Annotated in this window: 15 protein-coding genes; 4 read left to right on the top strand and 11 right to left on the bottom strand. The window is 66.0% G+C overall.

What is annotated here, in order from left to right:
* The first annotated feature begins 12 nt into the window (after positions 1-12).
* Positions 13-897, top strand: a complete 885-nt coding sequence (locus tag HWX22_RS03765) for a LysR family transcriptional regulator (RefSeq protein ID WP_175915059.1) — start codon at positions 13-15, stop codon at positions 895-897.
* A 75-nt stretch (positions 898-972) separates the two neighbouring features.
* Here HWX22_RS03765 and HWX22_RS03760 read toward each other — a convergent pair whose 3' ends face one another.
* From HWX22_RS03760 to HWX22_RS03745, 4 genes are all read right to left on the bottom strand, one after another.
* Entirely contained in the window at positions 973-1437 is a 465-nt protein-coding gene (locus HWX22_RS03760; RefSeq protein ID WP_175915058.1) for a hypothetical protein, read from the bottom strand.
* A 60-nt stretch (positions 1438-1497) separates the two neighbouring features.
* Positions 1498-2715, bottom strand: a complete 1218-nt coding sequence (locus HWX22_RS03755) for a patatin-like phospholipase family protein (RefSeq protein ID WP_175915057.1) — start codon at positions 2713-2715, stop codon at positions 1498-1500.
* Between the two features lie 129 nt (positions 2716-2844).
* A complete protein-coding gene (locus tag HWX22_RS03750) occupies positions 2845-3630 on the bottom strand; it encodes a 3-hydroxybutyrate dehydrogenase (protein ID WP_175915056.1) in 786 nt (261 codons plus the stop codon).
* 52 nt (positions 3631-3682) lie between these two features.
* Positions 3683-4423: an acetoacetate decarboxylase gene (locus HWX22_RS03745; protein WP_006485181.1), complete on the bottom strand. Its 741-nt coding sequence runs from the start codon at positions 4421-4423 to the stop codon at positions 3683-3685.
* A 457-nt stretch (positions 4424-4880) separates the two neighbouring features.
* Between HWX22_RS03745 and HWX22_RS03740 the strand changes: the two genes are divergently transcribed.
* A complete protein-coding gene (locus tag HWX22_RS03740) occupies positions 4881-5462 on the top strand; it encodes an undecaprenyl-diphosphatase (protein WP_175915055.1) in 582 nt (193 codons plus the stop codon).
* Between the two features lie 26 nt (positions 5463-5488).
* Here the strand turns inward: HWX22_RS03740 and HWX22_RS03735 are convergent, their stop codons facing one another.
* The 3 genes from HWX22_RS03735 to HWX22_RS03725 all read right to left on the bottom strand — a co-directional run bounded on the left by HWX22_RS03735 (position 5489) and on the right by HWX22_RS03725 (position 7402).
* Positions 5489-5713, bottom strand: a complete 225-nt coding sequence (locus tag HWX22_RS03735; RefSeq protein WP_059533537.1) for a hypothetical protein — start codon at positions 5711-5713, stop codon at positions 5489-5491.
* Positions 5714-5832: 119 nt separating this feature from the next.
* Entirely contained in the window at positions 5833-6654 is an 822-nt protein-coding gene (locus tag HWX22_RS03730; RefSeq protein ID WP_175915054.1) for a siderophore-interacting protein, read from the bottom strand.
* Between the two features lie 37 nt (positions 6655-6691).
* Entirely contained in the window at positions 6692-7402 is a 711-nt protein-coding gene (locus HWX22_RS03725; RefSeq protein ID WP_175915053.1) for a PadR family transcriptional regulator, read from the bottom strand.
* A gap of 261 nt (positions 7403-7663) precedes the next feature.
* Between HWX22_RS03725 and HWX22_RS03720 the strand changes: the two genes are divergently transcribed.
* Positions 7664-7867: a DUF2875 family protein gene (locus HWX22_RS03720; protein ID WP_059818313.1), complete on the top strand. Its 204-nt coding sequence runs from the start codon at positions 7664-7666 to the stop codon at positions 7865-7867.
* Positions 7868-7995: 128 nt separating this feature from the next.
* Here HWX22_RS03720 and HWX22_RS31905 read toward each other — a convergent pair whose 3' ends face one another.
* From HWX22_RS31905 to HWX22_RS03705, 3 genes are all read right to left on the bottom strand, one after another.
* Positions 7996-8208: a GH3 auxin-responsive promoter family protein gene (locus HWX22_RS31905; RefSeq protein WP_244135186.1), complete on the bottom strand. Its 213-nt coding sequence runs from the start codon at positions 8206-8208 to the stop codon at positions 7996-7998.
* A 48-nt stretch (positions 8209-8256) separates the two neighbouring features.
* Positions 8257-9204, bottom strand: coding sequence for an aldo/keto reductase (locus HWX22_RS03710; RefSeq protein ID WP_175915052.1), 948 nt, complete (start codon positions 9202-9204; stop codon positions 8257-8259).
* Between the two features lie 325 nt (positions 9205-9529).
* Positions 9530-10150, bottom strand: a complete 621-nt coding sequence (locus HWX22_RS03705) for a LysE/ArgO family amino acid transporter (protein ID WP_175915051.1) — start codon at positions 10148-10150, stop codon at positions 9530-9532.
* Positions 10151-10256: 106 nt separating this feature from the next.
* Here HWX22_RS03705 and HWX22_RS03700 point away from each other — a divergent pair, with 106 nt between their 5' ends.
* On the top strand, positions 10257-11150 hold the full coding sequence (locus HWX22_RS03700; protein ID WP_175912360.1) for a LysR family transcriptional regulator ArgP: 894 nt from the start codon (positions 10257-10259) through the stop codon (positions 11148-11150).
* A 53-nt stretch (positions 11151-11203) separates the two neighbouring features.
* On the opposite strand, the gene fnr is transcribed toward HWX22_RS03700, so the two are convergent.
* Entirely contained in the window at positions 11204-11950 is a 747-nt protein-coding gene (gene fnr, locus HWX22_RS03695) for a fumarate/nitrate reduction transcriptional regulator Fnr (protein WP_059447453.1), read from the bottom strand.
* Positions 11951-11975: the final 25 nt, after the last annotated feature.

Below are 11975 nucleotides of genomic sequence, written 5' to 3'. Positions count from 1 at the left end.
CGAGAGGTGGAAATGCGCGAGATCAGTCTGGATCGACTGCGTACGTTGGTCGCGATCGCCGACCAGGGATCCTTCGTGGCCGCCGCGCAACTGCTTCATCTCGCGCCGCCGACGGTCAGCCTTCATGTTGCCGAACTCGAAAGCCGTATCGGTGCGCCGTTGCTGTCGCGCACGCGCGGCAACGTGCAGCCGTCGACCATCGGTGCCGTGCTGGTCGAGCGGGCGCGCCGTCTGCTGGCCGAGGTCGAGTCGACCCTCGACGACGTGGAGCGACAAGTGCAGGGGCTGACCGGGCGGGTGCGTCTCGGCGCATCGACCGGCGCGATCGCTCATCTGTTGCCGCAGGCGGTGGCCCGGCTGCGCGAGCGGCATCCGGACATCGATGTCCAGATCGCGGTGCTCACGTCGCACGACACGCTGGCGCGCATCGCGCAGGGCACGCTCGACGTCGGCCTGGTGGCGCTGCCGCAGCCGGCGGTCGCGGGGCTGTCGATCCGCGCGTGGCGGCGCGATCCGGTGCTCGCCTTTCTGCCCGCGGACTGGCGGCTGCCGGCGCGTGTGACGCCGGCCTATCTGGCCGCGCGCCCGCTGATTCTCAACGATGCGACCACCCGCCTGTCGCGGCTCACGACGGAATGGTTCGCGCTCGGTGGCCACCGCCCCGAGCCGCGCATCGAACTCAACTACAACGATGCGATCAAGAGTCTGGTCGCCGCCGGCTACGGCGCGACGCTGCTGCCGCACGAGGCGGGCGCCCCGTTGCCGGACGCACGCATCGTCATGCGGCCGCTGCGTCCGGCGTTGTGGCGCGAACTGGGCATCGCCCATCGGGCAGGCCCGATCGAGCGGTCGACCCAGCACGTGCTCGACGCGTTATGGGCGCTCGGCGCGAGCTAGGAAGCGGCCACCGGTATTCCGGTTCGTCGGGCGTCGCGCGCGGCCGCGCCGGCGTCGGCACGTGGCCGTGGCCCGTCACAGCCGGTTGTCCCGCGCGAGCATCAGCACGCGCGCCCAGCGCTGCGCATCGCGCTTGTCCATCATCGGCAGCTTCCATTCGCCGCGTACGGCGTCGCGCACACGCACGACCAGATGCCAGCGGCCGTCGATCGGCGCGGCTTCGCAGCCGTCGAGCTGCGACAACGTATAGCGGCCGTCCGCGCCGTCATGCGACAGCCACAGCAACCCCTGCGTCGCGGACACACGCACCTCGCCCCACGCGCGATGCACGATATGGGTCCAGCCTTGTTCCTTCGTGTTCGGTGCAATGTCACGACGGCGTTTGATCCACCACGCGACCAGCGCGATCAGGATCGCGGCGGCGAGCATGGCGGCCGCGATCGCGGCCGGCTGGCCGAACTGCGCGGCGATGACGTGAAACAGGTGAACCGCGCCCCATCCCAGGGCGATGAGCGCGAACAGCGCAATGAAAATCGGCATGTCGAATCGGAAAGGAGGACGGACCGGCGCAGGCAGCGCGCCGGTCCGTCGCACGCAGCATTACCGGCGGCGGTGAATGTCGTGCGTGACGAAGCCCGCGTCGTTGGTGGGCAGCGCGAGGCCGTCCTTGACCGCGAGCGTCTTGCGGATGTCGTCGAGCCCCGCGCTCCAGTGGTCGCGCATCGTCGACAGACCGAACTGATAGTCCTTGTAGTGGTGCTCGTACGCCTTCTGCTGATAGATCAGGTGCTGGATGTTGTACTTCTTCCCGCTCGACATCGCTTCAGCCTCGACGCACCACGGGTCGTTCTTGCGCTGTTCTTCGGGCACCTGCTCGAGCACGTGGCGCAGCACGTTGCGGTAGCGCTGCTCGCGCTGCAGCGTGTCGGTGACGAAACGCGTGCGGCTCGAATACTGCACGTCCTTCGTGCGTTCCGCGACGTCGGCCATCGTGCGCGGCAGCGGCCCGCGTGCGCTCCACAGGTCGACCTGGAACGCGAGCGTGTCGCGCCGCGGACGCGCGCGCAGCACTTCCATCAGCGGCGTATTCGACACGACGCCGCCGTCCCAGTAATACTCGCCGTCGATCTCGACCGGCGGGAACGCGGGCGGCAGCGCGCCGGACGCCATGAAGTGCTCGGGCGCGAGGCGGATGCGCGAGTTGTCGAAGTACACGAAGTTGCCGGTGCCGACGTTGACCGCGCCGACCGACACGCGCGTCTCGCCCGAGTTGATCCGGTCGAAATCGCACAGCTTGAGCAGCGTCGCGCGCAGCTGCGACGTGTCGTACCAGCTGATCTTTTCCGGATGATCGGACACGCCCGGCAGCGGCGGCGGGAAGCGCGGCACGAAGAAGCCCTGCTGGCCCTGCATCATCGCGCTGGCGGCCTGCGACGCGGTGAAGAACGTGCGGATCTGATCGATGCTGTTGAACAGCGCGAACTCGAACGCGGCCGGAATCGCGGGAAAGAACGCCGGCTGGCAGATCGTTTCCCAGAATTCGCGCAGCCGCTCGACGCGATGTTCGGGCGCATTGCCGGCGATCAGCGCGGTGTTGAGCGCGCCGATCGAGATGCCGGCGATCCAGTCGAGCGGAACGTCCGCTTCGTGCAGCCCTTCAAATACGCCGGCCTGATACGCGCCGAGCGCGCCGCCGCCCTGCAGGACGAGCGCGATCGTTTCGTATGGCAGCGACCGCGCAGCGGCCGGCGCGCCGGCTTCGTGATGCAGGTCCGCCGCATCGACGGCCTGCTTTTCTGTACGCGCGTGCGGTTTCATCAGTTGCTCCGAGAAATCCCGCCGTGGATGGCGGATACGAATGGCCTGCCGTCGCTCGACGGCACGCCATCGTGAGTCGTGAGAATGGACGTGATGCGGGAATCGCCTCCCGTCAGGGAGGCGAGGACGTTACTGCATGAACCAGCCGTGGCTGACGATGAACGACTGGCCCGTGAGCGCGGCGCTCGGGAACGCCGACAGGAACAGCACCGTCTGCGCGACGTCCTGCACCGTCGTGAACACGCCGTCGACCGTGTTGCCGAGCATCACCTTCTTCACCACTTCCTCTTCGCTGATCCCCAGTTCCTTCGCCTGCTCCGGAATCTGCTTGTCGACCAGCGGCGTGCGCACGAAGCCCGGACACACGACGTGCGAGCGCACGTTGTGCTTCGCGCCTTCCTTCGCCAGCACACGTGCCAAACCCAGCAGCCCGTGCTTGGCCGTCACGTACGCCGACTTCAGCGGCGACGCCTCGTGCGAGTGCACCGAACCCATGTAGATCACGACGCCGCCGCGATCGTCCTTGTACATGTGCTTGAGCGCGGCCTTGGTCGTCAGGAACGCGCCGTCGACGTGGATCGCCTGCATCTTCTTCCAGTCGGCGAACGAGTAGTTCTCGATCGGATTGACGATCTGGATGCCCGCGTTCGACACGAGGATGTCGACCGAGCCGAACGTTTCAGCCACCTTGTCGATGCCGCTGTTGACCGCTTCCTCGCTGGTCACGTCCATCGCGACGCCGATCGCCTTGCCGCCTGCCTTGTTGATCTCGTCGGCAACCGCGTTTGCGCCGTCCTGGTTCAGGTCGGCGATCGCGACCGCGGCGCCTGCATTGGCCAGCTCCAGTGCGATTTCCTTGCCGATGCCGCTTGCGGCGCCCGTGACGACTGCGGTCTTGCCATTCAGGTTGCTCATTTCGAATTTCCCGTGGTGAAAGGTTTGACAGGGAGAAAGGACTGCGGACGTGTTACTGAGCCAGGTAATCGTAGACGACTTCGCCGAGGCCGAGTGTCAAATCCGCGACGAGGTGGCGCGCTTCGACGATCTCGAGCACCGGCAGGTCGGCTACCGGCGCAAGTGCGTGCGGTGCCAGTTCGAGCGAGGCCGGGCCCGTCCACGCGCCCTTCATCTTGATGTCCTGCATGTAGTAGCGCACCAGTTCGCATACGCGTGCGGTGCCGTCGACGTGCGGGATGATCTTGAGCAGGAAGTTCGGGCCGGCGAGGCGCTTCGTCTGCTCGTCGATGTCGAGTTCCTTGTGCTTGTAGCCCATCGTGCCGGTCGCGACGCGTACCTTGCCGTAGTCGAGCGTGCCAAGGATGTGATCGGTGTTCACGTGCAGCGTGGGCGACGCGAGTTTCTTCGGGAAACCCCACAGCTCGCGGCCGCCGGCGATCGGCGGGTGATCGTCGAGATACATCGCGAGCGTATAGCCGCCGGCCTGGCCGTTGTACTCGACGGGGATCACCTGGCCGCTTTCCGTGTAGTCGCCGAAGCCGGTCGAATCGGCCATGCGAATGAATTCGTAATGGACGAGCGGCTCGGTGACCTGCAGCGGCTCGGGCACGATTTCACGCAGACGGTCCGGATCGGTGCGATACGTGATGATCAGAAACTCACGATCGACGAAACGGTACGGGCCCATCGGAAAGGCGGGGCTGGTCAACGGCATCGCAAACGCTTTCGATCGGACATCGCTGGGTTTCATGCGGACTCCTTGTTGTTGATCGCTTCGTGGATGAGTGCTCGTAAGCCCGTAATCCTATGCCTGTGCGTTGCCGTTGTGCGATGCCGCATCTGGAATTAATTGTTGCCGATTTCGAATTATTTGCAACGCAAATATTGAGGCGAACGGTGCGAACGGCATGGAGCGCAGGGGGGCGGTCCGATATTCTCAGGCGTCGATGACGCCACGATGTGAAAAAGGTGAGCCTTTACGGGATGGTTGGTGAGCTTTTGCAGGAGACGGTCGCGCAGGAATGTGACAATTGCGTGAACTTGTGTTGCAGTGCTGGCTCTAAGTGCGTTCGCGCGCGACGCACGCGCCCGGTTCTTATCCCCGGCCGTCCGACGCATTAAGCATTGCTTAAGCGAGTGAGCACTAGCATCGTTCCAACCGACCGGCACGCCCGGTCCAATCGTTACGCCCCCACGCAACCGCATTCATGCAGAACCTCAATCTCACCCTCTTTTCCGCCGTCAATGCCGGCGCCGTGCCGCACCCCGGTGTGGCTCGCGTCGCGATCTTCGCCGCCGACTGGCTCGTCTATGCGCTGCCCGCGATGCTCCTGCTGACCTGGATCTTCGGCGAGCGCCCGACGCGCCGCCAGGCGATCGAAGCCGGCGTCGGCACGTGCGTGGCGCTGGCGCTCGCGCAGGTGATCGGGCATTTCTGGTTTTCGCCGCGGCCGTTCATGGCAGGCGTCGGCACGCAACTGATTCCGCATGCGCCGGACAGCTCGTTTCCGAGCGATCACATGACGTTCGCGTGGAGTCTCGCGGTCGGCATGATGCTCGCCGGCAGCACGCGGCTGACCGGGTTCGTGATGGCCGCGATGGCCGTCGTGATTGCATGGGGGCGTGTGTATGCGGGCGTGCACTGGCCGTTCGACATGGCCGGTGGCGTGCTGGTCGGCACGGCCGGCGCGCTGGCCGCGCATCTGTACGGACAACGCGTCGTCGAGCTGCTCGAACGGATCGGCGACGTCGTGCACGCGGTGATGATGGGGCGCGAGCGCGCGCCCTGAGCGGGAGAACCAGGGGCCGGACGCCGTCAACCGGGCGTCTTGGCCGCTTCAGCCGAAGCGGACGGGCCGCCGCCCGCTTCGTGCAGTTCGGGCGTCTCGCCCGGGTGCTGTGCGGCGTCGCGTTCGAGTGCGCTTTCCTTCAGGATCGCGCACATCGCAACGAACAGCGCGAGCACGACGGCCGCCAGGCCGCAATAGCCGGCGATCTTCAGGTTGCGAAGGAAAGGCGAAGCGTGGCTTTCTTTTGTCATGACCGGGCGCTCCTGGGCGGGCTGCGGCGGCTGTCGCCCGACAGCGGCGTCGCAGACATAGATATATACCAGCCGCCCCGCCGATGCCAAGCTCGCCGCTGCGCGGGCACCCGTTCGCGTCAGTCTTCCAGCGTTTCGTGCACGGCCGCCGCGCCGCGCTTCCAGTATGCCGCCGCGCGGATGCGCGACTTGTCGACGCCGCGCTCGCCGGTCAGGTGCTGCCGCACCGCGCGCATCGACTGCGCTTCCCCCGCTGCCCACACGTAACCGTCGCCGGAGGATGGCAGCGGCAACTCGCGCACCGCATTCAGCAGTACGTCGCCGTCTGCCGCGTCGGCTTCGGCGCGAAAGCGCCAGATTTCATGCACGTCGGCGCGCGTATCGAACGCGATTTGCGCGGTGCGATCCGCGACTTCCAGCACGACCGCCGCGCGCGCTCCGGCCGGCAATTGCTCGAGACGCCGCGCGACCGCGGGAAGCGCCGTATCGTCGCCGATCAGCAGATGCCAGTCGAAATCGATCGGGACCACGAACGAACCGCGCGGACCGCCGATGCCGAGCCACTGGCCGACGCGTGCCTGCGCCGCCCATTGCGATGCGGGGCCCGGATGGTTCAACACGAATTCCAGATCGAGTTCGCAGGCGGCGCGGTCGAAGCGGCGCGGCGTGAAATCGCGCGCGACCGGCTTCGGTTGGCCTTCGGGAAACTCGGGGCCATTCGCGCCGAGCGTCGGCATCGTGGGCCGGTCGGCGCCGGGCGGCGGGAAAAAAACTTTCACGTGATCGTCGAACGACGACGATTCGAAATCTGCGAGGTCGGGGCCGCCGAGGGTGACGCGCAGCAGGTGCGGCGTCACTGCGTGCACGCGCACGACCTGCAGCAGGCGGAACTTGAGCGTATGGCGCACGCGGGTGACGGCGCGTTCGGATGGGTTCTGCATCAATCCGTTCTCCTTGGGTTTTGACGGGCGGCGCGGATCACGCGCCGGTGCCGCCTTCGATTTCGGCCGTTGCGCGGCGCATGATCGCGGCGATGCGCCGCTGTTCGTCGGCGTCGGCGGCGCTCTTGTGGAGCAGCGCCCGCTTCAACGCGAGGCGGGCCTCGACGAACTCGGGCAGCCAGCCGGGCTGCGCTTCGTCCTGCGCTTCGCCGCCTGTCGATTCGCCGGCGAACGCGCGGCGCATGAATTCCATCTTGCGCGCGAGGTGCGTGAGGCGTGCGAACAAGGTGTCGACGCGTTCGCGCTGCACATCGAGATGCGCGCGGCCGTCGTCGGTCAGCGCATAGCGCTTGCGGTTGCCTTCCGCCTGCGAGGCGACGAAGCCGACTTCCTCGAGATACGTGAGCGCCGGATACACCATGCCGGGGCTCGGGCTATAGAAACCGTTCGAGCGCGTGTCGAGTGCCTTGATCAGTTCGTAACCGTGGCTAGGTTGCTCGGCGACCAGCGCGAGCAGCAGCAACTGGAGATCGTCGGAGCTGAACTGGCGGCCGCGCGGCATGCCGTCGTCACCGAAATCGCCAAAGCCGCCGCGTCCGCCACGGCCACCGAACGGGCCGCCGCCGAATGGATCGTGGCCGCGCCGATGCCGGCCGATTGCTTGCCAGATGCTGGCGTACCAGCCAGGGCCGGCATGCGCACCATGACCGTCGCATCGGGCATGGCCGCGGGAGGGGTTGTGTCGCATGATTGTGTCCTGTATGTCGTAAAACATATCTAAAGATATATATCGAAAGATATAGCGTCAAGCAGCAAATAAGGGGGCGGATGAAGTGAGGGCAGATCCGTAGGTTTGCGGGGAAGGTGGGTTTTTTTGCGGTATTCAGTTCTTCCACCAGCCGCGACCGGATACACGGCAATCTGCCCTTTCGCAGCGAGGGCACTTCAATACGTTGCCGACCACGCCGAGCGGACCATCGCGATATCGCGACTCCATCGTGACTTTGCGGTGACCGTGGACGCCGTCACGGGCCAGCCTCAAAGCTCGATCCGGGTCCAGACCGCGCTGGCGCTGATGATGGGTTATGGCGACGGGAAGACGAGCGCACTGATCGACATACGGGATCCGCTGCATGCCACGATCGTCATGCTGACACCGCCGGACGCCGCGTCGCGGCAGGCGCATCCGCAGACGTTCAGCTGGGATTTTTGACGAACCGGATCAACACGTCATGGCGCACGCCCGGCCGCGACGCCGGGCACGGCGCGATGCAGATCGGAGAGCCAGACGATCAGTGCGAACTGCAATTCTTCGAGAAAAGCCCGCGCGTAGGGAATGAGCTACTGCTGCTCGCTGCTGCCACTCGTGCACTCGAAGAAACGCGGCGCTTGCGCGGTCAGGACCGGACCGAAATCCTGGAGTGCACGATCGATCCATGGGGACATGTCGGCGTAGAGGGCCGCCGGCACGCGCTCGCGAAATTGTGCCGGATCTGCGATTTCGACAAAACAGTTGGCAGTACAGAGCGCTACGCTCCAATTTGCGTCGAGCACGCGTGATAGATAAGCTGCCCGCACATCGCCTGGCGCATCAAGTGGTCTTCAGACCGCGCTCGCTGCGTCGATCTTGCGAATGTCTTCCTCGTCGAGCCGCACGCGGATCGCTTCTCCGAGCAATGCGAGCTGCCCGAGTGACGTCGCACTCGCGATCGGTGCGGTGATCGTCGGCCGCGCGATCTGCCATGCGAGCGCGATCGCGGCTGGTTGCGTGCCGTGCTTCGCCGACACGTCGTCGAGCGCCGCGAGAATGCGCAGGCCGCGCGCATCGAGATAACGGGCGACGCGATCGCCGCGCACGCTTTTCTTCAGGTCGGCTTCGCTGCGGTACTTGCCCGACAGGAAGCCGCTCGCGAGCGCGTAGTAGTTGACGACGCCCAGTTTCAGGTCGCGCACGACCGGCTCGAGATCGCGCTCGTACTCGGCGCGGTCGATCAGGTTGTATTCCGGCTGGATCACCTGGTACGCGGGCAGGCCGTTGCGCTTGCTGACGTCGGCGGCTTCGCGCAGGCGTGCGCCGCTGTAGTTCGACGCGCCGATGATGCGCACCTTGCCCGCGTCGATCAGCTTCTGGTAAGCGGAGAGCGTTTCTTCGAGCGGTGCCGTGTCGGCGAGATCGCGGTGCGAGAAATACAGGTCGATGTAGTCGGTCTGCAGGCGGCGCAGCGAATCGTCGGCGGCCTTCAGGATGTTGTCCTTCGTCAGGCCGGCGCGCGCCGCGAGCAGGCCGACCTTGGTCGCGATCACGACCTGCTCGCGCTTGCCGGAACGCTTGAGCCACTTGCCGATGATCGTTTCCGATTCGCCGCCGCTGTTGCCGGGCGCCCAGGCCGAATAGACGTCGGCCGTGTCGATGAAGTTGATGCCGGTGTCGGCGAGCGCGTCGAGCAACTCGAACGATGCGTTCTCGTCGACGGTCCAGCCGAAGACGTTGCCGCCGAAGGCGAGCGGGGAAACCTGGATGTCCGACGTGCCGAGGGTGCGTAGTGCCATGTTGCTCTCCGGAATCTGAGGGGTGACGGGATGAGACGCCGGGATTGGCCGGGATGAATGCGACGGGAAGGCGAACGGGCGAAGCGCTTTAGCCGTTGTCGCGGACACCGGAACATTCTCGCTGATCGAGCGGAATCGTGCAGCGGACGGCGAATGGTCCGTCCGGCAGATGGATGATCCGCGCGGCGGCGTTCGATCCGGAACTGAATCTTGAGGCGTCCGGGGAGAGACAGGCGGAGATCCGGCGTATCGCACCACTTCGACGGAGCGGAACGAAAAACGGGCGGCGAAGTTGCCGCCCGCGATCGATCGGCGCCCCAATCCGTTACCGCAACTGCACGGCCGCCAGAAACAGCACCATGCTGCCGATCGCGCCATCCAGCACGCGCCACGCGACGGCCTTGCGGAACCACGGTGCAAGCAGCCGCGCGCCGTATCCGAGCCCGAGGAACCACACGACGCTGACCGCCATCGCGCCGATCGCGAACGCAAGCCGCGAGCCGTCCGGCTCGCGCGCGCCGGCCGTGCCGATCAGCAGGAACGTATCGAGATACACGTGGGGGTTGAGCCACGTGAACGCGAGCGTCATCAGCACGATCGCGACCGCGCTCTGCGGCGGCGGCGCGACGGCATCGCCGCGCACGTCGAGCGTTTCGTGTCCGGGCTTGAACGCGCGACGCAGCGCGTTGATACCGAACCACGCGAGATATGCGAGGCCGACGTACAGCACGACGTGGACGAAGGTCGGATAGCGTTCGACGAGAACCGATGCGCCGCCGACGCCCGCGCCGATCAGGATCATGTCGGACAGCGCGCACAGCAGCACGATCTTGCCGACATGCGAGCGCATGATGCCTTGCCGGAGCACGAACGCGTTCTGCGCACCGATGGTGACGATGAGCGACCCGCACAGGGCGGCGCCGTGGGAAAAAGCGATCCAGTTCATGATGGGAAGAGGTCGAGCAGTAGACGGGTGAATCGGTTGGCGCTAGTCTGCGGTCAGCCGAAACATAAGAGAAGCTAATTCATCTAATGCCGATTAAGGAAATCTAATGCTCGACTACGCATTGCTCGACGCTCTCGCGGCGGTGATCCGGCACGGCTCGTTCGAACGGGCGGCCAGGGAGCTGAACGTCACGCCATCGGCGGTATCGCAGCGCGTGAAACTGTTGGAGGAGCGCGTCGGCAGCGTGCTCGTCAAGCGCGGGCAGCCGTGCGTCGCGACGACGTCCGGCGCGTTGCTGTGCCGGCATACGGAGCGCGTGCAGTTGCTCGAGGCCGAACTGGGTGGCCGGATGCCGGCATTGCCCGGCCAGATCGCAAGCGCATGGCCGATGTTGCGCGTGGCCGTCAACGACGACAGCGTCGCGACCTGGTTCATCGATGCGGTCGGGCCGTTCTGCACCGAGCGCGAGACCTTGCTCGACCTCGTGATCGACGACCAGGACTACACGGCCGCGCGCATTCGCGATGGCAGCGTGCAGGGCGCGGTGACCGCGCAGGCCGAGCCGATCCAGGGATGCCGTTCGACGCGGCTGGGGCGCATCCGCTATCGCGCGGTGTGTTCGCCGGCGTTTTACGACCGCTATTTCGGCGCGGGCATCACGCGCGATGCGCTACGTCGTGCGCCGTGCGTGATGTTCAATCCGAAGGACGGTTTGCAGGCGCGCTTCATCCGGCGCGTGACGCGCGCGGATCTCGATCCGCCGCAACACTGGATCCCGCACGTCGCGGGCTACCTGCGTGCATGCGAAACGGGGCTGGGATGGGGGATGTGCCCGGACCGGATGGTCGATCGCCAGCTGGCGGCGGGCGAACTGGTCGACATGTCGCCCGGGCGGACGGTTGATATCGACCTGTACTGGCAGAGCTGGCGTTTGTCGATCGGCTGGCTCGACGATTTCAGCGCGGCGCTGAAAGCGCGCGCCGCGCTGTTTCTCGACTGATTGGGGCCGGAGGGATGGACGGCGGCGGCGCGCAGGATACGCGCCGCGCGGGGTCAGACGTGGTGCAGGCCGTCGAAGTCGACGATCTGTACGAGGCGGCCGTGCATTTCGATCAGGCCGCGCTTCTGGAACTTCGACAGCGTGCGGCTGACCGTTTCGAGCGTCATGCCGAGGTAGCTGCCGATGTCTTCGCGTGTCATCCGCAGGTTGAATTCCGACGGCGAGTAGCCGCGCTTCAGGTAACGCGACGACACGTCGAGCAGGAACGCGGCGACGCGCTCTTCGGCGTTCAACGAGCCGAGCAGCATGGTTTGCGACGTTTCGCGCACGATCTGCTCGCTCATCAGCTTGTGCATGCGCAGCTGCATCGTGCCGGCTTCCGAGCACAGCGACTTGAGCGCGCTGTACGGAATCACGCAGACCGAGCTGTCTTCCAGCGCAACCGCGGTGCGCGGGTGCGTGTCGTCGCAGATGCCGTCGAGGCCGAGCGCTTCGCCCGCGAGGTGCAGGCCGGTGACCTGCTCACGTCCGTCGTGGCGCGTGGCGACGGTTTTCAGCGAACCCGAGCGCACGGCGTACAGGTTGTCGAAGGTGTCGCCTTCGCGGAACAGCGCTTCGCCGCGCTTGACCGGGCGCGCCGCGCAGATGACTGATTCGAGGCGGCTGAGCGCTTCGGGTGCGAGGCCCTGCGGCATGCACAGGTGCCGCATTGCGCACGACGAGCAGTGCGGTGCCTGGCGGGGAGCCCAGTTGCCTGCATGGGACGAGGCGGCGGGACGTGTGGCGACGGGCGTCAACATGATCGTTTACTCCGGCATTGAATCG

This window comes from Burkholderia sp. BCC1638, from assembly GCF_902833195.1.
Classification (GTDB): domain Bacteria; phylum Pseudomonadota; class Gammaproteobacteria; order Burkholderiales; family Burkholderiaceae; genus Burkholderia; species Burkholderia diffusa.
The sequence above is the reverse complement of the archived record's forward strand: the minus strand, read 5'-3'. Positions and strand labels throughout refer to the sequence as shown.

Coding starts and splice junctions, on each gene's coding strand:
- HWX22_RS03765 (WP_175915059.1), top strand. CDS start 13: ATGCGCGAGATCAGTCTGGATCGACTGCGTACGTTGGTCGCGATCGCC.
- HWX22_RS03760 (WP_175915058.1), bottom strand. CDS start 1,437: ATGCCGATTTTCATTGCGCTGTTCGCGCTCATCGCCCTGGGATGGGGC.
- HWX22_RS03755 (WP_175915057.1), bottom strand. CDS start 2,715: ATGAAACCGCACGCGCGTACAGAAAAGCAGGCCGTCGATGCGGCGGAC.
- HWX22_RS03750 (WP_175915056.1), bottom strand. CDS start 3,630: ATGAGCAACCTGAATGGCAAGACCGCAGTCGTCACGGGCGCCGCAAGC.
- HWX22_RS03745 (WP_006485181.1), bottom strand. CDS start 4,423: ATGAAACCCAGCGATGTCCGATCGAAAGCGTTTGCGATGCCGTTGACC.
- HWX22_RS03740 (WP_175915055.1), top strand. CDS start 4,881: ATGCAGAACCTCAATCTCACCCTCTTTTCCGCCGTCAATGCCGGCGCC.
- HWX22_RS03735 (WP_059533537.1), bottom strand. CDS start 5,713: ATGACAAAAGAAAGCCACGCTTCGCCTTTCCTTCGCAACCTGAAGATC.
- HWX22_RS03730 (WP_175915054.1), bottom strand. CDS start 6,654: ATGCAGAACCCATCCGAACGCGCCGTCACCCGCGTGCGCCATACGCTC.
- HWX22_RS03725 (WP_175915053.1), bottom strand. CDS start 7,402: ATGCGACACAACCCCTCCCGCGGCCATGCCCGATGCGACGGTCATGGT.
- HWX22_RS03710 (WP_175915052.1), bottom strand. CDS start 9,204: ATGGCACTACGCACCCTCGGCACGTCGGACATCCAGGTTTCCCCGCTC.
- HWX22_RS03705 (WP_175915051.1), bottom strand. CDS start 10,150: ATGAACTGGATCGCTTTTTCCCACGGCGCCGCCCTGTGCGGGTCGCTC.
- HWX22_RS03700 (WP_175912360.1), top strand. CDS start 10,257: ATGCTCGACTACGCATTGCTCGACGCTCTCGCGGCGGTGATCCGGCAC.
- fnr (WP_059447453.1), bottom strand. CDS start 11,950: ATGTTGACGCCCGTCGCCACACGTCCCGCCGCCTCGTCCCATGCAGGC.